A 23,867-nucleotide genomic window follows, 5' to 3' on the forward strand; every position below is an offset into this window, starting at 1 on the left:
CTCTCGCCGCATAACCTGACAGATTCCGTCAGCATTTGCGCAGGGCTTCACGGGCGGGGAATCCTGGGCGCGTGAAGTCCGACCGCCTGCTGTCGATCCTTCTGCTGCTGCAGACGCGCGGCCGGGTCCCCGCGCACGAACTCGCCGGCCGGCTGGAGGTGTCGGTGCGCACCATCTACCGGGACGTCGAGGCGCTGTCGGCGTCCGGCGTGCCGGTGTACGCCGAGCGCGGCCGGCACGGCGGCATCGAGCTCCTCGCCGGATTCCGTACGGACGTCACCGGGCTGACCGCCGACGAGTCCCGCGCGCTGTTCATCCTGGCCGCCCAGGGGGCGCACGCCGCGCTCGGTCTGGACGCCGCGCTCGGCTCCGCCCTGCGCAAGGTGATGGCCGCGCTGCCCGCCCCGCACCGACCGGCCGCCGAGGCCACCAGCCGCCGCGTCCTCGTCGACGCGACCCGCTGGAAGGGCGGCCCGCAGCGGGCGGTCGACCTGGAGGTGCTGCAGGACGCGGTGTTCGCCGACCGCCGGCTGCGGCTGCGCTACCGGCACAGCGGGCGGACCGAGCCCAGCCGCTACACGGTCGACCCCTACGGCCTCGTGTCCAAGGCCGGCGTCTGGTACCTCGTCGCCGACCGGCGCGGAAAGCCGCAGCTCTTCCGTGCCGACCGGGTGCGCTCGGCCACGCTGCTCGCGGAGCCGGTCAGGCGCCGCCCGGGCGTGGAACTCGCCGGGGCCTGGGAGGTGCTGCGCCGTCAGGTCGAGGAGCGGCCGGGTGGCGTCGACGTCACGGTCCGGGTGCCGCGGTCCCGCCTCGACATGTTCGTGCGCCTGAACGCGGCAGCGCTGCGGGAACTGCCCGAGGACGACGGCGAGAGCGAGTGGGTGACCGCCCGGCTGTCCTACGGCGTGGTCCGGGAGGCCCGTTCCCTGCTCGTCTTCGCCGACCGGATCGAGGTGCTGTCGCCGCCCGAGGTGCGCGCGGAACTGGCCGGTGCGGCGGCCGCGGTCACGACGCTGTACCGGGAGGCGGACGCGAACGACCCCAGGAGCGGGGCAGGTTGAGCGGGGCCGCGGACCGGGCGCGGTGCGAACCCGTCCTCCGCTCGCGAGCGGAGGACGGGTTCGCCCTCGGGAACCCTCCCCACGCCGGGAGGTGCCCGTCGACGGTCACCCCGGCCGGCGGCCCGCCGTCACCCCAGCCAGTGCCGGCGGCCGATGCTGATCAGCCGCAGCTGACGGCTCGCGAGGCGCGCCACCCGGTCCCGCTCCTCCTCGGTGGACTCCAGCGCCTCCAGGAAGAGCGAGGCCGTCACCAGCATCTGGTCGACGTACAGGGCGGCGAGCATCAGCAGGTCGTCCTCGCTCCACCCCGCGGACTCGGGGTGCTTGGCGAGCTCGGCCCGCACCTCCTCCGAGAACCGCTCCAGTTGCGCCCTGATGGCCTCCCGCACGGGCTGCACCCCGCCGTGCCGCTCCCGCGCGATGAAGCGGACGTGCGCGGGGAACGCCTCCACGTGACGGGCGATCAGGGCGACCGCGCGCGCTATGCGTTCGTCGCTGTCGCCGGCCGCGGAGACCGTATGCCCGATCATCGGGTGCAGGCTGCCCAGCGCCTCCTCGACGAGCGCCACGCCGAGGTCCGCCGTGGAGCGGAAGTGCCGGTAGAACGCGGTCGGCGCGACGCCGACCTCGCGGGTGACCTCGCGCAGCCCCAGGCTGCTCAGGCTCTGCTCCTCCAGCAGGCCGAGCGCCGCGTCCAGGAGCGCCTGCCGGGTCTTCTGCTTCTGCGCCTGCCGGATGCCGAGGGTGTGACTCATGCCATGCAGTTAACAACTGTTCTCTGGAATTGAAAAGCCGTCGGACGCGCTAGACTCATAAGTCAGTGAACAAGTGTTACCACAACTGTTCACTGGAGCGTCAAGTCCGCGAAACATCCGCGGTGTTGCCTCACTCCACGAGAGGAACGACATGCTGATCCTCGTCGCCGCCCTACTGCTGCTGGGTGTCGTCATGGGCTCCGTGGCCCACGCGCCGCTGCCCCTCACCCTCGTCGCCGCCGCCGTCATCGGCGTGTGGCTGGTGGTCTTCGCGATGCGCGAGCGGCACTCCCGGCGGTGCCGCACCTCCGCCCCCTGACGGACGCCCCGCTCCGGCCGACGCCCGCCCCGACCGAACCCACCGACTGCTGGGAGTTGATCCACCTCATGGAACTCACCGCCGGACCCACCCGCCGGACCGGTGCCCGCGACACCGACGGCATGGCCGTGGCCGCCTTCATCCTCGGGCTCCTCGGCCTGCTCGTCCTGAACGTCTTCCTGGGCCCGATCGCCATCGTCCTCGCCTCCGTCGCCCTCTGGCGCGGCACCGCCCGCCGTGGTCGCGCCCTCCTCGGACTGGGCCTCGGCTTCGCCGACCTGATCGTGCTGCTGGCCTTCATGCAGGCCGACAACACGGTGTCCTGGAGCTTCTGAGCGTCCACCCGGACCGGACGCCCACCGCCGGGCCGAGGCGCCGCACCGCGGGCCCGTAGAATCGGGCCCACCATGGCTTACCTCGACCACGCCGCGACCACGCCGATGCTTCCCGAGGCGGCAGAGGCCCTGACCGCCCAGCTGGGCGTCACGGGCAACGCCTCGTCCCTGCACGCCGCGGGCCGCCGCGCCCGGCGAACGGTCGAGGAGTCCCGCGAGACCCTGGCGGAGGCCCTCGGCGCCCGCCCCAGCGAGGTGGTCTTCACCTCCGGCGGCACCGAAGCCGACAACCTCGCCGTCAAGGGCCTGTACTGGGCCCGACGCGACGCCGACCCCGCCCGCACCCGCGTGCTGGCGAGCCCGGTCGAGCACCATGCCGTCCTCGACGCGGTCGACTGGCTCGGCGAGCACGAGGGCGCCACGGTCGAGTACCTCCCCGTGGACGCGTACGGACGCGTCCACCCCGACGCGCTGCGCGAGGCCATCGCCCGCAACCCCGACGACGTCGCCCTCGCCACCGTGATGTGGGCCAACAACGAGATCGGCACGGTGCTGCCGGTCCGTGAACTGGCCGAGGTGGCCGCGGAGTTCGACGTCCCGCTGCACGCCGACGCCGTGCAGGCCTTCGGTCAGGTCCCCGTCGACTTCGGCGCCTCAGGGCTCGCCGCGATGACGGTGTCGGGCCACAAGATCGGCGGGCCGTACGGCATCGGGGCCCTGCTCCTCGGACGCGAGTACACCCCCGTACCGGTCCTGCACGGCGGTGGTCAGGAGCGGCACGTGCGCTCCGGGACCCTGGACGTGCCCGCGATCGCCTCGTTCGCCGTCGCCGGGCGGCTGGCCGCCGAACAGCGGGAGTGGTTCGCCCGCGAGATCGGCGCACTGCGCGACGACCTGGTCGACGCCGTCCGCAAGGCGGTGCCGGACGCGCTGCTCGGCGGCGACCCCGCGGCCGCCGGCCGGCTGCCGGCCAACGCGCACTTCACCTTCCCGGGCTGCGAGGGCGACTCCCTGCTGCTGCTGCTCGACGCCCAGGGCATCGAGTGCTCCACCGGATCCGCGTGCACGGCGGGCGTCGCCCAGCCCAGCCACGTCCTCCTGGCCACCGGCACCGATCCCGACCTGGCCCGCGGCACCCTGCGCTTCTCCCTCGGGCACACCTCCACGGAGGCGGACGTGGCCGCGGTGGCCCACGCGATCGGTCCCGCCGTGGAGCGGGCGCGGTCGGCGGGGCTCAGCTAGCGGGTGCCCCGCCGTGGAGCGGCCACGGTCGGCGGGGCTCCGCCAGGGGTGTCGTCCGCATCACGCCGGGGCCGCCGTCAGGCCGACGCCGAGCGGGCCCGCCGCACCAGCCGTATGTACCGGTCCCAGTCCCAGTGCGGACCCGGGTCGGTGTGGTCGGTGCCCGGGACCTCGACGTGCCCGACGAGGTGCTCCCGGTCGACCGGGATCCCGTACCGCGTGCAGATCCCGGCCGCGAGCCGCGCCGAGGCGGCGTACATCGCGTCGGTGAAGGACGCGGGGCGGTCGACGAAGCCCTCGTGCTCGATGCCGACGCTGCGTTCGTTGTAGTCGCGGTTGCCCGCGTGGAAGGCGACGTCCAGCTCCCGGATCATCTGCGTGACGTGCCCGTCCCTGCGCACGATGTAGTGCGCGGCCGCGCCGTGCCCCGGATCCCGGAAGACCTTCACCGCGTCCTTGAAGCTGCCCTGGGTGACATGGACGACCACCCGGTCTATGCCGTAGTCGTCGGGGCGGTCCGCGCGCCGCCAGTTCGCCGGGGACGCCGCCACCCAGCGGGCCCCCGGGAAGTCCACCGCGCCCGCCTCGCGCGGCTTCTCCACCCCGGGCAGCCGCCACCACAGGTGCGCCAGCTCGTCGCGGGCCAGCGCCAGGCTGCCCACCGCGGCCGCCGTGCCGCCGATGAGCAGGGCCCGGCGCCCCGGGTGCCGGTCTCCGTCCGCGCGGCCCCCGCCGGGCCCGCCGCTCGTGTCCCCCATGCGATCTTCAACGGATACGCGCGGGCTTCGGTTCCCGGCGCCCCGTACCCTGGAGGGGCTATGACTGAGACCCCGCAGCGCCCCCGCCCCCTCCGCGTACTCGCCGCCATGTCCGGCGGTGTGGACTCCGCCGTCGCCGCCGCCCGCGCCGCGGAGGCCGGGCACGACGTCACCGGAGTGCACCTCGCCCTCTCGGCGAACCCGCAGTCCTTCCGGACCGGTGCGCGCGGCTGTTGCACCATCGAGGACTCCCGCGACGCCCGCCGCGCGGCGGACGTGATCGGCATCCCCTTCTACGTGTGGGACCTCGCCGAGCGCTTCCGCGAGGACGTGGTGGAGGACTTCGTCGCCGAGTACGAGGCGGGCCGCACCCCGAACCCGTGCCTGCGCTGCAACGAGAAGATCAAGTTCGCGGCGCTGCTGGACAAGGCGCTCGCCCTCGGCTTCGACGCCGTCTGCACCGGCCACTACGCCCAGGTGATCGTCCGCGAGGACGGCACCCGCGAGCTGCACCGCGCCTCCGACATGGCCAAGGACCAGTCGTACGTCCTGGGAGTGCTCGACGACCGGCAGCTGGCGCACGCGCTGTTCCCGCTCGGCGACACGGTCACCACGAAGGACGAGATCCGCGCGGAGGCGGAGCGCCGCGGCCTGGCGGTCGCCAAGAAGCCCGACTCGCACGACATCTGCTTCATCGCCGACGGCGACACCCAGGGCTTCCTGGCCGGCCGGCTGGGCCGGGCGGAGGGCGACATCGTCGACGAGTCCGGCACCCGGCTCGGCACGCACGACGGCGCCTACGGCTTCACCATCGGCCAGCGCAAGGGGCTGCGCATCGGCACCCCGGCCCCCGACGGCAAGCCCCGCTACGTGCTGGACATCTCGCCGGTGGACAACAGGGTGACGGTCGGCCCCGCCGAGGCCCTGGACGTCACCGCCCTGACCGCGATCAAGCCCCGCTGGTGCGGCGCCGCGCCGTCCGGACCGGGTACCTACACCGCCCAGCTGCGCGCCCACGGCGGGGAGACCGAGGTGGCCGCCGAGCTGGTCGACGGCACGCTGGACGTGACGTTCACCGAGCCGGTCCGGGGCGTGGCACCCGGCCAGGCGCTCGTCCTGTACGACGGCACGCGCGTGGTCGGATCGGCGACGATCGCGACGACCACGCGCGCCAAGGCCGCCGTCTAGGGACGCGTCCGGCCCCTTCTCGCCGGCCGCCCGCGGACCGACCCGCGGGCGGCCGGTCCCGTTCCGCCGGAGGTCGGGCGACCTCGGGCGGTCGGTCCCGCCGGCCGCAGGTCAGACGACCTCCACCTCGTAGAAGCACAGGTGGTCCTTGATCTGCGCGACATCCGGCTTGGGGTCGGGGTAGGCCCACACCAGGTCGGGCGCCTCCGGCAGGGACCAGTAGGAGGCCGTGCCCTTGAAGGGGCAGTAGGTGTGCGTCTCCGAGGGCGTCAGCAGGTCGAGGCGGACGTCCTCCGGCGGCAGGTAGTAGCGCACGGGACAGCCCGTCTCGCGCAGCAGCAGAGGCCGCTCGGTCTCCGCCAGGACCCGGCCGCCGTGCACCACGCGTACGCGTGCGGTGCCTTGCTCGATCGTGATCGTGTGTCCATCAGCCATACCTGGACAGCACCGGCGGGACCGCGGTTCTTCCCCCTCGTACGGTGGGCGCATGAATATCTGTGTGTTCCTCTCCGCCGCCGACCTCGACGACCGCTACACCCGCCCCGCGCGCGAGTTCGCCGAGCTGCTCGGCAAGGGCGGTCACACCCTGGTGTGGGGCGGCTCCGACGTCGGTCTGATGAAGGTGGTCGCCGACGGCGTGCAGGAGGCGGGCGGGCGGCTGCTCGGCGTCTCGGTCGGCTTCCTGGCGGCCAAGGCGCGCGAGGGCGCCGACGAGATGGTCGTCGCGCGCGACCTCGCCGAACGCAAGGCGCTCCTCCTGAGGAAGGCGGAAGCCGTGGTCGTCATGGTCGGCGGCACGGGGACGCTCGACGAGGCGACCGAGATCCTGGAGATGAAGAAGCACGGCATGACCGAGATGCCGGTCGTGGTGCTCAACACCGCCGGCTTCTACGACGGCCTGAAGGAGCAGTTCCGGCGCATGGACGACGAGGGGTTCCTGCCCCGGCCCCTCACGGACCTGGTCTTCTTCGCCGAGGAGCCGGTCGGCGCGCTGGCGTACCTCGAGGAGAGCCGGGGCACGCAGTGATGCGAGCATGGCGGGCATGGCTACACATGTGATCACCGGGGCGGGTTCCGGCATCGGCGCGGCCGTGGCGCGCCGCCTCCACGCGCGCGGGGACGAACTCGTCCTGCACGCGCGCGACGCGGGCCGCGCGAAGGAACTGGCGGGGGAGTACCCCGGGTCGCGCACCCTGGTCGGCGACCTCGCGGACCCGGACAAGCTCTCCTGGGCCTTCTCCCACCAGTCGCTGCCCGACCGGATCGACTCGCTCCTGCACATCGCCGGCGTCGTCGACCTCGGCCCCGTCGGCGAACTCACCCCCAAGTCCTGGCGCCACCAGCTCAACGTGAACCTGATCGCACCCGCCGAGCTGACCCGCCACTTCCTTCCCCAACTCCGCCTCGCCCAGGGGCACGTGGTGTTCGTCAACTCCGGTGCCGGACTCAGTGCCCACGCCGACTGGTCCGCGTACGCCGCCTCCAAGCACGGACTGAAGGCGCTGGCGGACTCCCTGCGGCACGAGGAGCACCACCACGGGGTCCGCGTCACCTCGGTCTACCCGGGCCGCACCGCCAGCCCCATGCAGGCCAAGGTCCACCAGCAGGAGGGCAAGCCGTACGACGCCTCCCGCTGGATCGACCCGGAGTCGGTCGCCACGACGATCGTCATGGCCCTCGACCTGCCGCGCGACGCCGAGGTGAACGACCTGACGGTCCGACCGGGCCGCTGACCTCGGCGGAGGGATTCCGTAGGCTGCCGGGGTGAGCGAAAACAGCGTGTTCGGGTTCGGGCCGGCGACCGGCGTCGGATCCATGCCGGGCGGCGACGCCCGGGAGGCCGCCAAGACCGTCGTCGGATCCTTCGAGGACTTCCCCCATCTGCCCGAACTGCCCGCGCGCGGCCCCGGGGCCGACATGATCGGGCGGACGGCCGGGATGCTCGTCGAGCTGTACGCGCGCGTGGAGCCCAGCGGCTGGCGCCTCGGCGACCGGCCCGGACGGGACACCAGGCGGGCCAGGTCCTGGCTCGGCGAGGACCTGGACGCCTTCGAGGAGTTCACCCAGGGATACCGGGGGCCGCTCAAGGTGCAGGCCGTCGGGCCCTGGACGCTGGCCGCCGCGCTGGAACTGCGCAACGGCGAAGTGGCGCTCTCCGACCCGGGCGCGTGCCACGACCTCGCCGGATCGCTCGCGGAGGGGCTGCGCACGCACCTCGCCGAGGTGCGACGGCGGGTGCCGGGGGCCGACGTGGTCCTCCAGCTCGACGAGCCCTCCCTCGTCGCCGTGCTGCGCGGCCGAGTGAAGAGCGCCAGCGGGTACCGGACCCACCGGGCCGTCGACCGGCAGGTCGTCGAGTCCACGCTGCGGGACGTCGTCGGCGTGCACGACGCGGGGCCGGTCGTCGTCCACTCGTGCGCGCCCGACGTGCCGTTCGCGCTGCTGCGCCGGGCCGGCGCGGCGGCGGTCTCCTTCGACTTCTCCCTCCTCACCGAGCGTGACGACGACGCGATCGGGGAGGCCGTGGAGGGAGGCACCCGGCTCTTCGCCGGTGTCGTGCCGGGCACGGACGCCCCATTGTCGGACCCTGCCGGTAGCGTCATGGGTGTCAGGACGCTGTGGCGCAGGCTGGGGCTGAATCCGGGGCTTCTCGCGGAGACGCTCACGCTCACTCCGTCGTGCGGGCTCGCGGGGGCCTCCCCCGACTACGCCCGCGCGGCACTCGCCCACTGCGCCCGGGCGGCGAGATCCCTCGCGGACAACCCTGAGTAACGGGAGGACGACACGGTGGCCGGCGACCAGGACGCACAGACCGCCTCGACCGCGCACCCCTTGCCCGCCGAGGCACGGGAGAAGCACGCGCAGCTCGCCGAGCAGATCGAGGAGCACCGCTTCCGGTACTACGTGAAGGACGCTCCCGTCGTCAGCGACGCGGAGTTCGACAAGCTGCTGCGCTCCCTCGAAGCGCTGGAGGACGAGTACCCGCAGCTGCGCACCCCCGACTCCCCGACCCAGAAGGTCGCGGGCGCCTACGAGACCGAGTTCACCGCGGTCCAGCACCGGGAGCGCATGCTCTCCCTGGACAACGCCTTCGACGACCTGGAGCTCGCCGCCTGGGCCGACCGCGTCGCCAAGGACGTCGGCACTCCGGGCTACCACTTCCTGTGCGAGCTCAAGGTCGACGGCCTCGCGGTCAACCTGACGTACGAGCACGGCCGTCTCACCCGCGCGGCCACCCGCGGCGACGGACGCACCGGCGAGGACATCACGCCCAACGTCCGCACGATCGCCGAGATCCCCGACCGCCTCAGGGGCGAGCGCATCCCGGACCTCGTGGAGATCCGCGGCGAGGTCTACTTCCCGATGGAGAAGTTCGAGGAGCTCAACGCCCGCCTGGTGGAGGGCGGCGACAAGCCCTTCGCCAACCCGCGCAACGCGGCGGCGGGTTCACTGCGCCAGAAGGACCCGCGCGTCACCGCCACCCGCCCGCTGCACATGGTGGTCCACGGCATCGGCGCGCGGCAGGGCTTCGACATCGACCGCCTCTCGCAGGCGTACGGCCTGCTGCGCGAGTGGGGCCTGCCCACCGCCCGGCACAACAAGGTGGTCGACGACCTCGACGCCGTCCGGAAGTTCATCGCGGACTTCGGCGAGAACCGCCACTCCGTGGAGCACGAGATCGACGGCGTGGTGGTCAAGCTCGACGAGATCCCGCTCCAGGGCCGCCTCGGCTCCACCTCGCGCGCCCCGCGCTGGGCCATCGCCTGGAAGTACGCGCCGGAGGAGGTCAACACCAAGCTGATCAACATCCGGGTCGGCGTCGGCCGTACGGGCCGCGTCACGCCGTACGCGCAGGTCGAGCCGGTGACGGTGGCCGGGTCCGAGGTCGAGTTCGCGACCCTGCACAACCAGGACGTGGTGAAGGCCAAGGGCGTCCTCATCGGGGACACGGTGGTGCTGCGCAAGGCCGGTGACGTCATCCCGGAGATCCTCGGGCCGGTCGCCGACCTGCGGGACGGCAGCGAGCGGGAGTTCGTGATGCCCGCCGAGTGCCCCGAGTGCGGCACCCCGCTGGCGCCCGCCAAGGAGGGCGACATCGACCTCCGCTGTCCGAACGGCCGCACCTGCCCGGCCCAGTTGCGCGAGCGGCTGTTCTACCTCGCCGGCCGCAAGAGCCTGGACATCGAGAACTTCGGGTACGTCGCCGCGGCGGCCCTCACCAAGCCGCTGGAGCCCGCCGATCCGCCGCTCGTGGACGAGGGGGACCTCTTCGACCTGACCATCGAGCAGTTGCTGCCCATCAAGGCGTACGTCCTCGACCAGGACAGCGGCCTGCCCAAGCGCGACCCGAAGACGGGCGAGGAGAAGATCGCCACCGTCTTCGCCAACCAGCAGGGCGAACCGAAGAAGAACGCCCTCGCCATGCTGGAGAACATCGCGGCGGCCAAGGAGCGCCCGCTCGCCCGGGTGCTGACCGGGCTGTCGATCCGTCATGTGGGACCGGTCGCGGCCGAGGCGCTGGCCCGCGAGTTCCGCTCGATCGACCGCATCCAGCAGGCCACCGAGGAGGAGCTCGCCGACACCGACGGCGTGGGCGGGATCATCGCGGCCTCGCTGAAGCAGTGGTTCGCGGTGGACTGGCACCAGGAGATCCTCCGCAAGTGGCGTGCCGCCGGGGTGCGCATGGAGGAGGAGGGCTCCGGCGAGGACGAGGGGCCGCGTCCCCTCCATGGCCTCGTGGTCGTCGTCACCGGCACCCTCGAACACCACACTCGGGACGGCGCGAAGGAGGCCCTGCAGAGCCGCGGCGCCAAAGTGACCGGTTCCGTCTCGAAGAAGACGTCCTTCGTCGTCGTGGGTGACAACCCCGGATCGAAATACGACAAGGCGATGCAGCTGAAGGTTCCGGTTCTGAACGAGGAAGGTTTCGCGGTCCTGCTCGCACAAGGGCCGGAAGCCGCCGCGGAAGTTGCACTTCCGACCGAGGAGTAGCGGTTGAAGGCCACCCGTTCGGCGCATATCAGATGCATACGGGTGGCCGGGTCGCATTCGGGCAACCGTCCGCGACCGCTGCCCGTGGAAGCCTTCCGCGGCCTACTGTTGAGAAGTGCGTCTGCCGCGCCCGGCCGCGGCCGGGCGCATCCCCTTGCTCCTCGCGGGCCCGGGGAAGGGTTGTCACACGCGGTGCCGCTGATCGTTCGCCGGCATCGGACCGCGTGGCGTGGGCACCGCCGGCTGTGAGAGGGACGGGAATGGAACCGACCGAGAGCGCCGCTCCGGGCTCCCGGCTGCGCCTGCACCGGATATCGGGCGCATGGCTGGCCGGACTCCGGACGGGTCGGCCGTCGGCGGGTGCGGGCGTGCCCGCCCGCGGTGGCGCACAGCTCACCGTCGGACGCTCTCCGGGCCCCTTCGGGCCCACCACCGCGCGTCCCGCCGGACCGGCGGGACACGAGCCCGAGCGGCCGCACCTGACGTGGCCGTCCCTGCCCGCCGGAGTCGTCGCGGCCGCCGCCTTCGTCCTCGGCGCCGGCTTCTACCGGGCGTTCAGCGGGCACCACGCGCTCTTCCCGTCCGGCACCGCCGGCTGGTCGCTCGCCGTGCTGACCGGCGTCATCGTCGGCCATCTGGTCGCCCTCGGCCGCTCCCGCTGGTGGGGCGGCACGGGATCGGGCGCCGCCCTCACCCTCGCGGTCCTGCTGCTGTACGGCTGGGTGCCCGCCGGCATGGTCAGCCTCACCGTGGTCGTCCTGGTCGGCGTCGCCCGCCGCAACCGGTGGCGCCAGGGCGTCCTGCACGGCGCGGTCGACATCCTCGGGATCGGGGCCGGGGCACTGGTGCTCGCCGTCTTCGGGAGGGTCCCGTCCGTCGAGACGCCCTGGGACCCGCAGACCTGGACGGTCTACGCGGCACCCCAGGTGGTCCTCGTCGCCGCCGGCTATCTCGCCGTCACCCGCGGCCTGCTCTGGTACCTGCACGCCCCGCGCACCGGCGGGCTGCCGACCGTCGCCCGCACCGCCCTGGCCAGGCAGGGCCTCGTCGCCGTCGCGCTGCTCGGCATCGCGCCCCTCATCTGCGTGGTGGCCCAGGCACTCCCGCTGCTGCTGCCGCTGTTCTCGATCCCGCTCATCGCGCTCGACTCCACCCTGTGGATAGCCCGCGCCCGGGCCGAGGAGCAGCTGCGCGACCCGCTGACCGGACTGCCCAACCGGCAGTGGCTGCTCGAACGGACCTGGACGGCCCTGGACGACGCCGAGCGGATCGGCGCCCGCGCCGCCCTGATGCTGATCGACCTCGACCGCTTCCGTTCGGTCAACGACACGCTCGGCCATCTCGCCGGGGACCGGCTGCTGCTGCAGATAGCCGACCGGCTGCGGCTGGCCCTGCCGCGCGGGGCGGAGGCCGCGCGGCTCGGCGGCGACGAGTTCGCCGTCTTACTGCCGGTGGCGGACTCCACGACCTCCGCCACGCGGGTCGCCCGCTCCCTCGTCGCCGCCCTCGGCTCGCCGCTCGACCTCGACGGCCTCACCCTCGTCCTGGAGGCGAGCGCCGGGCTCGCCGTCTTCCCCGACCACGCGCTCGACGCGGAGGGGCTGCTGCGCCGCGCGGATGTCGCGATGTACCAGGCGAAGCGGGACCGTACGGGGGTGGAGGTGTACGAGTCCAAGCGGGACTCCAACACCCCTGACCGCCTCGGCCTGCTGGGCGATCTGCGCCGGGCCCTCGACGCCGGTGACGTCGAACTGCACTACCAGCCCAAGGTCCGCTTCGACGGGCAGGTGGCCGGTCTTGAGGCACTGGTCCGCTGGGTGCATCCCGAGCGCGGGAAGGTGCCGCCGGACGAGTTCATCGCGATCGCCGAGTCGTCCGGACTGATGCCGCACCTCACGGAGTACGTCCTGGAGACGGCGCTCGCGCAGGTCGCGCGGTGGCGGGCCCAGGGCCTGCACGTGCCGGTCGCGGTCAACGTCTCGCCGCGCGACGTCCACACGCCCGGCTTCGCCGGTTCGGTCGCCGCCCGGCTCGCCCGGCACGGGGTGCCGGCCGGAGCACTCCAGCTGGAGATCACGGAGCACGTGCTGCTGGAGGACCCGCAGCGTGCCGCCGACACCCTGGCCGCGCTGACCGGGCACGGCGTGAAGATGTCGCTCGACGACTTCGGCACCGGGTACTCCTCGCTCGTGCACCTGCGGCGGCTGCCGGTCAGCGAACTGAAGATCGACCGGTCCTTCGTGGCGCGGCTGGCCGTCGACAACGAGGACGCGGAGATCGTGCGGTGCACCGTCGACCTCGCGCATTCGCTCGGGCTGCTCGTCGTCGCGGAGGGGGTCGAGGACGACGAGACGTGGGAGCGGCTGCGGGACCTCGGCTGCGACGCCGTGCAGGGGTGGCTGGTCGCCGCGGCGATGCCGCCGGAGGAGGCCACGGCGTGGCTGCTCGCCCGGGGGGTGCGGGGGTGGCAGCGGCCTCGGGCCGCGTTGCCCGCGGCGGAGTAGCCCCGTCTCCTGCAGGGCCGGGGGCCCTGCCGGCCTTCGGCCGGGTGTGCGCCCGCCGGCGCTCCGCCCGTCTCCCGAGAGGTCGGGCCCTCCTGTGGGGGCCGTCAGCCGTCGGCGTCCTCGCGTCCGTGGCCGGTTTCCGGGAGGCCGGGCTGCTTCCGTGGGTGGGGCCCGGGGAAACCCGGGCGCAGGCATGGCGTCCGGCCCCATAGGATTGGGCCAAACCACACTCACTCACCCCAGAGGATCGCTGCATGCCTGGCATCACGCGCGAGGAGGTCGCCCACCTCGCACGGCTGGCGCGTCTGGAGCTGAAGGGCGAAGAGCTCGACCACTTCGCCGGCCAGCTCGACGACATCATCGGCGCGGTCGCCCGCGTCAGCGAGGTCGCCGACCAAGACGTACCGCCGACCTCTCACCCGCTGCCGCTGACGAACGTCATGCGCGTGGACGAGGTCCGTCCGTCGCTCACCCCCGAGCAGGCGCTCTCCGGCGCCCCGGCCCAGGAGCAGCAGCGTTTCAAGGTGCCGCAGATCTTGGGGGAGGACTAATCACCATGACGGACACCAACGTCAACATCATCAAGCTCACCGCGGCCGAGATCGCCCAGAAGATCGCCGCCGGCGAGCTCACCGCCGTCGAGGTCACCGAGGCCCACCTCGCCCGCATCGGCGCGGTCGACGAGAAGGTGCACGCCTTCCTGCACGTCGACCGCGAGGGTGCGCTGGCCCAGGCCCGCGCCGTCGACGCCAAGCGCGAGCGGGGCGAGAAGCTCGGCCCCCTCGCCGGCGTGCCCCTCGCGCTCAAGGACATCTTCACCACCGAGGGCGTCCCGACCACGGTCGGTTCCAAGATCCTCGAAGGCTGGATCCCGCCGTACGACGCGACCGTCACCAAGCGGCTGAAGGACGCCGACGTCGTCATCCTCGGCAAGACCAACATGGACGAGTTCGCCATGGGGTCCTCCACGGAGAACAGCGCGTACGGTCCCACCGGCAACCCGTGGGACCTCTCGCGCATCCCCGGCGGCTCGGGAGGCGGCTCCTCCGCCGCGCTCGCGTCCTTCGAGGCCCCGCTCGCCATCGGCACGGACACCGGCGGCTCGATCCGCCAGCCCGCCGCCGTCACCGGCACGGTCGGCGTCAAGCCCACCTACGGCGGGGTGTCCCGCTACGGCATGGTCGCCTTCTCCAGCTCCCTCGACCAGGGCGGCCCCTGTGCCCGCACGGTCCTGGACGCGGCCCTGCTGCACGAGGTCATCGCCGGGCACGACCCGCTCGACTCCACCTCCATCGACGCCCCGGTCCCGCCGGTCGTCGAGGCAGCCCGCAACGGCAGCGTCGCCGGCATGCGCGTCGGCGTCGTCAAGCAGTTCGCCGGCGAGGGCTACCAGGCCGGTGTCGTCCAGCGGTTCAACGAGTCGGTCGCCCTCCTGAAGGAGCTCGGCGCCGAGATCGTCGAGCTGGACTGCCCGTCCTTCGACCTCGCCCTGTCGGCGTACTACCTGATCGCCCCCTCCGAGTGCTCCTCGAACCTCGCGCGCTTCGACGGCCTGCGCTACGGCCGGCGCGTGGGCGACGACGGCACCCGTTCGGCGGAGGACGTCACCGCCATCACCCGTGAGGCGGGCTTCGGCGACGAGGTCAAGCGCCGCATCATGCTCGGCACGTACGCCCTGTCCAGCGGCTACTACGACGCCTACTACGGCAGCGCCCAGAAGGTCCGCACGCTCATCACGCGCGACTTCGAGAAGGCCTTCGAGCAGGTCGACGTGATCGTCTCGCCGACCACGCCCACCACCGCCTTCCCGATCGGCGAGCGCGCCGACGACCCGATGGCGATGTACCTCGCGGACCTGTGCACCATCCCGACCAACCTGGCGGGCAACGCGGCCATGTCGCTGCCCTGCGGCCTCGCGCCGGAGGACAACCTCCCGGTCGGGCTGCAGATCATCGCTCCGGCGATGAAGGACGACAGGCTGTACAAGGTCGGCGCAGCCGTGGAGGCCGCCTTCGTGGAAAGGTGGGGTCACCCGCTGATCGAGGAGGCTCCGTCGCTGTGAGCAAGACCCTGTCGAAGGCCAAAGGCTTCAAGAAGTCCAAGTCCGGCCTGTACCTGTCCATGGCCACGACCGCTTTCGGCGCGCTCAGCGTCGCCAAGCAGGCCAAGCTGGCCCGCACCGACAACGACACGCTGCGCCTGATCGACGCCGCCGTGTCCGCCGCCGCCATCGTCACCGGCCTCGCCATCCTCTACCGGGAGCTCAAGCGCCTGGGCGACGACGACGTCCTGCTGGGCTGAGAGGGAAGTTTTCACCGTGACCACCACGACCGACCTGGTGTCGTACGAGGACGCGCTGGCGTCCTACGACCCCGTCATGGGCCTCGAAGTCCATGTCGAACTCGGCACCAAGACGAAGATGTTCTGCGGGTGTTCGACCGAGCTGGGCGCCGAGCCCAACTCGCAGACGTGCCCGACCTGCCTCGGCATGCCCGGCGCGCTGCCCGTCGTCAACGCGACCGGCGTCGAGTCCGCCATCAAGATCGGTCTCGCGCTGCACTGCGAGATCGCCGAGTGGTGCCGCTTCGCCCGGAAGAACTACTTCTATCCGGACATGCCGAAGAACTTCCAGACCTCCCAGTACGACGAGCCGATCGCCTTCAACGGCTACCTGGACGTCCAGCTGGAGGACGGCGAGGTCTTCCGCGTGGAGATCGAGCGCGCCCACATGGAGGAGGACACCGGCAAGTCCACCCACGTGGGCGGTGCCACGGGCCGCATCCACGGTGCCTCGCACTCGCTGCTCGACTACAACCGCGCGGGCATCCCGCTCATCGAGATCGTCACCAAGCCGATCGAGGGCGCGGGCGAGCGCGCCCCCGAGGTCGCCAAGGCGTACGTCGCCGAGCTGCGCGAGCTCATCAAGGCACTCGGCGTCTCCGAGGCCCGCATGGAGATGGGCCAGATGCGCTGCGACGTGAACCTGTCGCTGCGCCCGCACGGCCAGGAGAAGTTCGGCACCCGCTCGGAGACGAAGAACGTCAACTCCCTGCGCTCCGTGGAGCGTGCGGCCCGCTTCGAGATCCAGCGCCACGCCGCCGTGCTCTCGTCCGGCGGCACGATCATCCAGGAGACCCGCCACTTCCACGAGGACACGGGGTCCACGACCTCGGGCCGGGTGAAGGAGGAGGCCGAGGACTACCGGTACTTCCCGGAGCCCGACCTCGTCCCCGTCGCCCCGTCCCGCGACTGGGTCGAGGAGCTGCGCGCCGGGCTGCCCGAGCAGCCGCTGGCCCGCCGCAACCGGCTGCGCGAGGAGTGGGGCGTGAACGCCCACGACATGCAGTCGATCCTCAACGCCGGGGCCATCGACCCGATCGTCGCCACGATCGAGGCCGGTGCCGACGCCGCCTCCGCCCGCAAGTGGTGGATGGGTGAACTGGCCCGCAGTGCCAACGAGTCGGGCCGGCCCCTGGAGGACCTCCCGATCACCCCGGCGCAGGTCGCCCGGGTGGCGCAGCTCGTCGCCGCCGGCGACCTGAACGACAAGCTGGCCCGGCAGGTCATCGAGGGCGTCCTCGCCGGCGAGGGCACGCCGGACGAGGTCGTCGAGAAGCGCGGGCTGAAGGTCGTCTCGGACGAGGGCGCGCTGACCACGGCCGTCGAGGAGGCCATCGCCGGGAACCCGGGGATCGCCGACAAGATCCGCGGCGGCAAGGTCCAGGCCGTGGGCGCGCTCGTCGGCGCGGTCATGAAGGCCACCCGGGGGCAGGCCGACGCGGCCCGCGTCAAGGAGCTGATCCTGGAGAAGCTGGGCGCCGGCGAGAGCTGATCCGCCGCTCTCCGAAAACCGAGGGGGATGCATCGCAACCGATGCATCCCCCTCGGTGCGTTCCGGGGGTGTCACGCGGAGCGACCAAGTCCCCGCACCTGTCCTGTGAGCTGCCTCGCAGTGCTGTGAGTAAGCCCACGAATGGGACAAACGATCATTTCCGGCTGTAAGAGTGTGTGGGCATTGCTCATACGTTCTTTGCGGGTTGTTCAGTTACATAATCGGCTGTTCCCGACCAAAGATCACAAACCTCCAGGGAGCACGTCCGTGGCAGCCCTTGCGCGCTGGTGTGTCCGGCACCGCCTCGTCGCCGTACTGCTGTGGCTCCTCGCGCTCGGCGGCACGACCGCCGCGGCGGCCGTCGCGGGCTCCGCGTACTCGAACGACTACGAGGCCCCCGGCACCGAGTCCGGCCGCGCCACCCAGCTCCTGCGGGAGGGGTTCGCGGACCTCGGCGGCGACAGCGACACCGTCGTCTGGCACACCACGCCGGGCAGCGTCCGCTCCGCCGACGTCGAGCAGACCATGACCCGCACCCTGGACAGGATCGCCGGCCTGCCGGGCGTCGCCTCGGTCGTCAGCCCCTACGAGGGGCGGCACAGCGGGCAGATCAGCGCCGACGGCCGCACCGCCTACGCGGCGGTCACCTTCGACGACCGGGCCGAGAACGTCGACGAGGCCGAGGCACAGGCCGTCGTCGACACCGCCAAGGCCGCCGAGACCGACGGACTCCAGGTGGAACTGGGCGGCACCGCCATCGCGGCCACCGAGTCGGCCGGCGGACACCTCGCCGAGGTCATCGGCGTGGCCGTCGCGGCCGTGGTCCTCTTCCTCGCCTTCGGCTCGTTCGCCGCCTCGATGCTGCCCATCGCCACCGCGCTGGTCGGCGTCGGCACCGCGTACGCCGCGATCGGTCTCCTCGGGCACGCCATGACCGTCGCCGACTTCGCCCCCATGCTGGGGATGCTGATAGGGCTCGGGGTGGGCATCGACTACGCGCTGTTCATCGTGACCCGGCACCGGCGGGGCCTGAAGCGCGGGCTCCCGGTGGCAGAGGCCGCGCAGAACGCCGTCGCCACCACCGGCCGGGCCGTCGTCTTCGCGGGCGCCACCGTCTGCATCGCCCTGCTCGGCATGCTCATACTGCGGCTCGGCTTCCTCAACGGAGTCGCCATCGCGGCCTCCCTGACCGTGGTGCTCACCGTCGCCGCCTCGGTGACGCTGCTGCCGGCCCTGCTGTCCTTCGTAGGCCCCCGCGCCCTGAGCCGGCGCGAGCGCCGACGGCTGGCCGAGCACGGACCCGAGCCGGAGGTCCCGACCGGGCTGGCCGCCCGCTGGTCCGCCTTCGTGGAGCGCCACCCCAAGCTGCTCGGCTCCCTCGCCGTCGCCGTCATGGCCCTGCTCGCCCTGCCCACGCTCTCCCTGCACCTGGGCACCTCCGACCAGGGCAACGGCCCGACGACGTCCACCACCCGCCAGGCCTACGACCTCCTCGGGGACGGCTTCGGGCCCGGACTGAACGGCCCCCTGACCCTCGTCACCCCCGTCGACGGCGGCGCCGACCGGCTGGCGCTCGACAACCTCGACGCCACCCTCCGGTCCACCGAGGGCGTCGCGTCGGCGAGCGCGGTGACGTACAACACCGCGGGGGACACCGCGTATCTCACCGTGGTCCCGGAGTCCGCGCCGCAGTCCCAGCACACCAGCGAACTCGTCGACCGGCTGCGCGGCGAGGTGCTGCCGCGCGCCGAGACGGGCACCTCGCTCGATGTGCACGTCGGCGGGGTGACCGCGAGCTACGACGACTTCGCCGACGTCATCGTCGGCAAACTCCCGCTCTTCGTGGGCGTCGTGATCGGGCTCGGCTGCCTGCTGCTCCTGGTCGCCTTCCGGTCCCTCGGGATCCCGCTGAAGGCCGCCGTGATGAACATCGCCGCCGTGGCCGCGGCCTTCGGCGTGGTGGTGGCGATCTTCCAGTGGGGCTGGGGCAGTGAACTGCTCGGGCTGGGCCGGGCCGGGCCGATCGAGCCGTTCCTGCCCGTGATCATGGTCTCGGTCCTCTTCGGGCTCTCCATGGACTACCAGGTCTTCCTGGTCAGCCGGATGTACGAGGAATGGCTGGAGACCGGCGACAACCGGCGGGCCGTCCGCGTCGGCCTCGCCGAGACCAGCCGCGTCATCAACTCCGCGGCCGTCATCATGATCTCGGTCTTCCTCGCCTTCGTGCTCAGCGGCGACCGTGTCATCGCGATGTTCGGCATCGCCCTCGCCGCGGCCGTCGCCCTCGACGCCTTCGTCCTGCGCACCCTGCTCGTCCCCGCGCTGATGCACCTGCTCGGCGGCGCCAACTGGTGGCTGCCGGGCTGGCTCGACCGGCGCCTGCCCCGCATCAGCATCGAACCGCCGGACTGCCGCGCCGCCCACATCGCCCGCGCCACCGTTCCGGCCCGGCGCGCGGACGCCGACGCCGCGCCGGACGACGCGCGGGCCCTCGACGCCGCGCTGGTCGACGTGCCGGCGCAGGAGCGCCCGGGGAACGTCCGCGACGCCTCCGGATGACGACGGGACACGGCCGCGTCCCTCGTGCGCCGATCGTTATGCACCGACACAGACAACATTAAGGAACCTCTCAGACTCCGTCCGTACCGTGCCACGCATGGGTATCAAGACAGCCGACGAAGCCGGAACCGAGACCGGCACCGAGGCGAAGAGCGACGAGAACACCGTGGACGTCACCAAGGCCGCCGCGCCGGAGCAGGCCACCGCCGGGGAGCAGGACCGGCCCGAGGCCGTGACCGACGAGCAGGAAGCCGACGCGGAGGCGGAAGCCGCCGGCGGTTCCGGGGTGGGCACGGGTGCCGCCGCCGTCGTCTCCGCCGGCCTCGGTGTCGTCTCGCTCACCGGCAGCTGGGTCGGGACCGTGGCCGCGGCCCGCGAGACCCTGGTCGGCCAGCTGCAGACCTCCTCGTCCGCGAGCGTCGCCAAGCAGGTCCAGGAGGTCTACGGGGACGCCTGGCAGGTCACCGCGCTGATCGGCGGCCTCTTCGCGCTGGCCGCCCTGATCGTCGGCGTCGTGGTGCTGGCCCGGCCGGCCTTCGGCGCCCCCGGCAGGCCCCAGGCCCCCTGGATCAAGTCGGTCGCCTGGGCGGGCGTCGCCCTCGGCGTCGTAGGACTCCTGCTCGCCGTCGCCAAGTACTCCGACCTGCTGCTCGGGCTGCCCTCCACCGGCTGAGGACCCCGCACGACCCGCACGTTCTGAGGGGCCTTAGAGCCGCCGTGAGTCACCTACGGCCGCTCTAAGGCCCCTTCCGCGTCCAAGATGCGGAACTCTCCCGATGTGGCGGACCCCCCTGGGAGACGAGAGTTGAGGCATCGCAAGGAGCGAGGACCGAAACCGACTCTTCACCAGGGGACACGAGATGTTCGAGTACGAGATCCACCAGACCCGTTCCGCCGACCTCATCCGCCAGGCCGAGAACCAGCGCCTGGTGCGCGAGGCGCTCCGCGGCCGCCGGGCCGCCCGCCGCGCCGCCGCCCTCGCGTCGGCACGCCACGACGCCGGAGGGCGGGACCATACCGACCGTCCCCGCCGGCACCGCTTCGCCCGCGCCGCGTGAGCACGGGGGCGGAGGAGGGCGGCCGCACGGGGGTCGGCCGTCCTCGCACACCGAACGCCGTCGTCCCGGCAGCCGGCCCGGCTGCCGGGACGACGGCCGTCCCGGTTCCCGCCACCGGCAGGGCGCCCGCGGCGGGATCCGTCGTGGTGCCGCGAATAACCGATGCCGCTCCGTCGGACCCCTGTGCGATGCTCGGCGCTGTGGAAACCAGGTCTGTCAGCCCGGTGTTCATCGGCCGGGCCGACGAACTCGAGGCTCTGAGCGAGGCACTTGACCGCGCCGCGGCGGGCGAGCCGCAGGCGCTGCTGCTCGGCGGCGAGGCCGGGGTCGGCAAGACCCGGCTGCTGGAGGAGTTCGCGACCGCCGCCGCGGCCGACGGAGCCGTCGTCGCACTCGGCGGCTGCGTCGAGATCGGCGCCGACGGGCTCCCCTTCGCCCCGTTCTCCGGCGCCCTGCGCGCCCTGCGCCGCCAACTCCCCGAGGAACTCGCCTCCGCCGCGGCCGGGCAGGAGGAGGAACTGGCCCGCCTGCTGCCGGAACTCGGCGAGGCGACCCGCGGCCGGGGCCACGACGAGGACGGCACGGCCCGCCTCTTCGAGCTCACCGCCCGCCTCCTGGAACGCGTCGCGGCCGACCGCACGGTCGTCCTCGCCCTGGAGGACCTGCACTGGGCCGACGCCTCCACCCGGCACCTCCTGGCCTACCTCTTCCGCACCCTGCGCAGCGGCCGGCTGGTCGTCCTCGCCACCTACCGCGCCGACGACATCCACCGGCGCCACCCCCTGCGCCCCCTGCTCGCCGAGCTCGACCGGCTCCGCACGGTCCGCCGCATCGAACTGGGCCGCTTCAACCGCGCCGAGGTCGGCCGCCAGATCGCCGGGATCCTCGCCCACGAACCGGACCCCGCCCAGGTCGACCAGATCTTCGAACGCTCCGACGGCAACGCCTTCTTCGTCGAGGAACTCGCCGTCGCCTCGCCCGAGGACTGCAACGCCGGCCTCACCGACTCGCTCCGCGACCTGCTGCTCGTCCGGGTCGAAGGACTGCCCGAGGACGCCCAGCGGGTCGCCCGGATCGTCGCGGAGGGCGGCTCCACCGTCGAGTACCCGCTGCTCGCCGCCGTGGCCCGGCTCGCCGAGGACGACCTGATCGAGGCGCTGCGCGCGGCCGTCGGCGCCAACATCCTGCTGCCCGCACCCGGCGGCGACGGCTACCGCTTCCGCCACTCCCTGGTCCGCGAGGCCGTCAGCGACGACCTGCTGCCCGGCGAACGCTCCCGCCTCAACCGCCGGTACGCCGAAGCCCTGGAAGCCCACCCGGAGCTCGTGCCGGCCGACGAGCGCGCCACCCGCCTGGCCAGCTACTGGTATCACGCCCACGACGCCGCCAAGGCGCTGCCCGCCGTCCTGCACGCCTCCGTGGCGGCCCGCCGCCGGCACGCGCCCTCGGAGCAACTGCGGCTCCTGGAGCGGGCGATGGAGCTGTGGGACGTCGCCCCCGAGGCCGTACGCGCCGAGCTGCGCCCCGTCGACTACACCGAGGTGTACCCGCCCTGCGGCTGCGACCCGGCCACCACGCCCCTGCGCTATCTCGACCTGATGGCCGAGGCCGCGGTCGCGGGGCGCCTGTGCGGGGAACGCGAACGCGCCATGAAGATCACCAAGCGGGCGCTGCGGATCCTGGAGGACGAGGGCGACCCCCTGCGCGCGGCCTGGTTCTGGGTGCAGCGCTCCCGCCTCGTCCAGGCACAGGCCCGCGGCGACGGCTGGAAGGAACTCGCCACCGCCCAGGAACTGGTCCGGGGGCTGCCGCCGTCGGAGGTGCACGCCGAGGTCCTCGCCATGGTCGCCGGCTGGTCCATGCTCCACGAACCCGGCCCCGACGCGCTCTCCGACGCCCAGCGGGCCGTCGAGTACGCGCGCATGGTGGGCGCCGACGAGATCGAGCTGAACGCCCGCCTCACCCTCGGCGGCCTGATGGTCGACGCGGGCGACACCGAGGCCGGACTCGCCGAGATGTACGAGGTCAGGGACCGTGTCGTCGAGCGCGGTGTCACCCATGTCGTGGGCCGCAGCCACGTGAACCTGCCGTCCGTCCTGGAAGGCGTCGGCCGCTCCGAGGAGGCGGTCGCCATCCTCCGCGAGGGACTCGTACTCACCCGGCGGATGGGCCTGCTGGACTCCGAGGCGTGGGTGTGGACCAACCTCTCCGAGTCGCTCTACTCACTGGGCCGCTGGGACGAGGCGACCGAGGCCGCGACCAACGCGCAGACCACCGGACAGAGCGCCAAGCCCCGCGGCGGCAGCTCCACCCGGCTCGCCCACATCGCCCTCGCCCGGGGCGACATGGCCGCGGCGGCCCGCCACCTGGCCGCCGCCCGCGGTTTCTACGGCACCCACGACCCGATGCCGCAGAACGCCCTGCCGCTGCTGCGCATCACCATCGGCGTCGCCGCCGGCGAGGGCCGCCTGCCGGACGCCCGCACCGCGCTGCACGAGGCCCTCGACGCCGGGTTCCCGCCCGGCACCCAGCGCTACGGCTGGCCCGTGCTGCTGTCCGGCGCCACGGCCGAGGCCGCCGCCCGCGGGTTCCCGCCCGCCGGACCGGGCCGTGCCGAGGTCCTCGCCCGCCTCCGCACCGCCGTCCGCTCCCTCGCCACCGGCGCGCCCATCTGGCGGGCCTACGAGCAGTGGGTGCGCGCGGAGCTCGACCGCGCCGACGGCGTGGCCGCTCCGGACGTATGGTCCGACGTCGTCACCGCCTTCGAACCCCTGGCGCGCCCCTACGACCTGGCCCGCGTCCGCCACCGCCTCGCCGAGTCGCTGCTCGCCGCGGGGGCGGACGAGGACGACCGCGTCCGTGCCACCGAGCTGCTGCGGTTGGCCCGGGCGGCGGCCGTCCACCTCGGCGCCCGGCCTCTCGCCGACTCCGTCGCCCTGCTCGCCCAGCGCGCCCGTCTCACCCTGAGCCACGCCCCCGCCGAGTCCGCGCGGACCACCGCCGATCCGGTCGAGGCTCTCGGTCTGACCAGCCGCGAGCGCGACGTGCTGCGGCTGGTCGCCGCCGGTCGCAGCAACCGCCAGATCGCCGAGCGGCTGTTCATCTCGCCCAAGACGGCCAGCGTCCACGTCTCGAACATCCTCGCCAAGCTCGGCGTCTCCGGCCGCGGGGAGGCGGCGGCCCTGGCCCACCGGCTGCGGCTCTTCCCGCCGGAGACGCCCGCCGCCCACGCGGTGGGGCGGCGGCCTACGCTGTAACGGA

The 23,867-nt window shown here is 73.0% G+C and carries 21 protein-coding genes; 18 read left to right on the forward strand and 3 right to left on the reverse strand.

Annotated features, from left to right (window positions below):
• The first annotated feature begins 71 nt into the window (after positions 1-71).
• Positions 72-1,064, forward strand: a complete 993-nt coding sequence (locus ACZ4NT_RS11030; protein WP_467724769.1) for a helix-turn-helix transcriptional regulator — start codon at positions 72-74, stop codon at positions 1,062-1,064.
• 128 nt (positions 1,065-1,192) lie between these two features.
• Here ACZ4NT_RS11030 and ACZ4NT_RS11035 read toward each other — a convergent pair whose 3' ends face one another.
• Entirely contained in the window at positions 1,193-1,819 is a 627-nt protein-coding gene (locus ACZ4NT_RS11035) for a TetR family transcriptional regulator (protein ID WP_467724771.1), read from the reverse strand.
• A gap of 151 nt (positions 1,820-1,970) precedes the next feature.
• Here ACZ4NT_RS11035 and ACZ4NT_RS11040 point away from each other — a divergent pair, with 151 nt between their 5' ends.
• The 3 genes from ACZ4NT_RS11040 to ACZ4NT_RS11050 all read left to right on the forward strand — a co-directional run bounded on the left by ACZ4NT_RS11040 (position 1,971) and on the right by ACZ4NT_RS11050 (position 3,715).
• Positions 1,971-2,138, forward strand: coding sequence for a hypothetical protein (locus ACZ4NT_RS11040; RefSeq protein WP_467724773.1), 168 nt, complete (start codon positions 1,971-1,973; stop codon positions 2,136-2,138).
• Positions 2,139-2,206: 68 nt separating this feature from the next.
• Positions 2,207-2,473 carry a DUF4190 domain-containing protein gene (locus tag ACZ4NT_RS11045; RefSeq protein ID WP_121406101.1) on the forward strand — a complete coding sequence of 89 codons (267 nt, stop codon included), beginning with the start codon at positions 2,207-2,209 and terminating at the stop codon, positions 2,471-2,473.
• Positions 2,474-2,545: 72 nt separating this feature from the next.
• On the forward strand, positions 2,546-3,715 hold the full coding sequence (locus tag ACZ4NT_RS11050) for a cysteine desulfurase family protein (protein WP_121406102.1): 1,170 nt from the start codon (positions 2,546-2,548) through the stop codon (positions 3,713-3,715).
• 77 nt (positions 3,716-3,792) lie between these two features.
• Here ACZ4NT_RS11050 and ACZ4NT_RS11055 read toward each other — a convergent pair whose 3' ends face one another.
• The gene (locus ACZ4NT_RS11055) at positions 3,793-4,473 is read right to left on the reverse strand and encodes a peptidoglycan recognition protein family protein (RefSeq protein ID WP_121406103.1); all 681 of its coding nucleotides are present in this window, start codon (positions 4,471-4,473) and stop codon (positions 3,793-3,795) included.
• 60 nt (positions 4,474-4,533) lie between these two features.
• On the opposite strand from ACZ4NT_RS11055, the gene mnmA reads away from it, so the two are divergent.
• Entirely contained in the window at positions 4,534-5,661 is a 1,128-nt protein-coding gene (gene mnmA, locus ACZ4NT_RS11060) for a tRNA 2-thiouridine(34) synthase MnmA (protein ID WP_467724776.1), read from the forward strand.
• Positions 5,662-5,772: 111 nt separating this feature from the next.
• On the opposite strand, the gene ACZ4NT_RS11065 is transcribed toward mnmA, so the two are convergent.
• The gene (locus ACZ4NT_RS11065; RefSeq protein ID WP_121406105.1) at positions 5,773-6,096 is read right to left on the reverse strand and encodes a DUF427 domain-containing protein; all 324 of its coding nucleotides are present in this window, start codon (positions 6,094-6,096) and stop codon (positions 5,773-5,775) included.
• A gap of 52 nt (positions 6,097-6,148) precedes the next feature.
• Between ACZ4NT_RS11065 and ACZ4NT_RS11070 the strand changes: the two genes are divergently transcribed.
• The 13 genes from ACZ4NT_RS11070 (at position 6,149) to ACZ4NT_RS11130 (ending at position 23,863) form a co-directional block, all read left to right on the forward strand.
• Entirely contained in the window at positions 6,149-6,688 is a 540-nt protein-coding gene (locus tag ACZ4NT_RS11070) for an LOG family protein (RefSeq protein WP_467724778.1), read from the forward strand.
• A 7-nt stretch (positions 6,689-6,695) separates the two neighbouring features.
• Positions 6,696-7,394, forward strand: a complete 699-nt coding sequence (locus ACZ4NT_RS11075) for an SDR family oxidoreductase (RefSeq protein ID WP_121406107.1) — start codon at positions 6,696-6,698, stop codon at positions 7,392-7,394.
• A 31-nt stretch (positions 7,395-7,425) separates the two neighbouring features.
• Positions 7,426-8,433, forward strand: a complete 1,008-nt coding sequence (locus ACZ4NT_RS11080) for a methionine synthase (RefSeq protein WP_467724780.1) — start codon at positions 7,426-7,428, stop codon at positions 8,431-8,433.
• A gap of 15 nt (positions 8,434-8,448) precedes the next feature.
• Positions 8,449-10,653 (forward strand): NAD-dependent DNA ligase LigA, encoded by a 2,205-nt coding sequence (gene ligA, locus ACZ4NT_RS11085; RefSeq protein WP_121406109.1) that lies wholly within the window; start codon positions 8,449-8,451, stop codon positions 10,651-10,653.
• 260 nt (positions 10,654-10,913) lie between these two features.
• On the forward strand, positions 10,914-13,157 hold the full coding sequence (locus tag ACZ4NT_RS11090; protein WP_121406110.1) for a bifunctional diguanylate cyclase/phosphodiesterase: 2,244 nt from the start codon (positions 10,914-10,916) through the stop codon (positions 13,155-13,157).
• A gap of 254 nt (positions 13,158-13,411) precedes the next feature.
• Positions 13,412-13,708, forward strand: coding sequence for an Asp-tRNA(Asn)/Glu-tRNA(Gln) amidotransferase subunit GatC (gene gatC, locus ACZ4NT_RS11095; protein WP_037622623.1), 297 nt, complete (start codon positions 13,412-13,414; stop codon positions 13,706-13,708).
• Between the two features lie 5 nt (positions 13,709-13,713).
• Entirely contained in the window at positions 13,714-15,219 is a 1,506-nt protein-coding gene (gene gatA / locus ACZ4NT_RS11100) for an Asp-tRNA(Asn)/Glu-tRNA(Gln) amidotransferase subunit GatA (protein WP_121406111.1), read from the forward strand.
• Complete coding sequence (locus ACZ4NT_RS11105; protein WP_121406112.1) at positions 15,216-15,458, forward strand: hypothetical protein; 243 nt, start codon at positions 15,216-15,218, stop codon at positions 15,456-15,458. The genes gatA and ACZ4NT_RS11105 overlap by 4 nt, the downstream gene beginning before the upstream one ends.
• Before the next feature lie 16 nt (positions 15,459-15,474).
• Positions 15,475-16,989: an Asp-tRNA(Asn)/Glu-tRNA(Gln) amidotransferase subunit GatB gene (gene gatB / locus ACZ4NT_RS11110; RefSeq protein WP_121406113.1), complete on the forward strand. Its 1,515-nt coding sequence runs from the start codon at positions 15,475-15,477 to the stop codon at positions 16,987-16,989.
• Between the two features lie 267 nt (positions 16,990-17,256).
• Complete coding sequence (locus ACZ4NT_RS11115; RefSeq protein WP_467724786.1) at positions 17,257-19,548, forward strand: MMPL family transporter; 2,292 nt, start codon at positions 17,257-17,259, stop codon at positions 19,546-19,548.
• Positions 19,549-19,645: 97 nt separating this feature from the next.
• The gene (locus ACZ4NT_RS11120; RefSeq protein ID WP_121406115.1) at positions 19,646-20,221 is read left to right on the forward strand and encodes a hypothetical protein; all 576 of its coding nucleotides are present in this window, start codon (positions 19,646-19,648) and stop codon (positions 20,219-20,221) included.
• Between the two features lie 187 nt (positions 20,222-20,408).
• Positions 20,409-20,606, forward strand: a complete 198-nt coding sequence (locus ACZ4NT_RS11125; protein WP_467724788.1) for a hypothetical protein — start codon at positions 20,409-20,411, stop codon at positions 20,604-20,606.
• A 188-nt stretch (positions 20,607-20,794) separates the two neighbouring features.
• Positions 20,795-23,863, forward strand: a complete 3,069-nt coding sequence (locus tag ACZ4NT_RS11130) for a helix-turn-helix transcriptional regulator (RefSeq protein ID WP_121406117.1) — start codon at positions 20,795-20,797, stop codon at positions 23,861-23,863.
• Positions 23,864-23,867: the final 4 nt, after the last annotated feature.

It is taken from the genome of Streptomyces sp. NPDC026417, assembly GCF_055567695.1.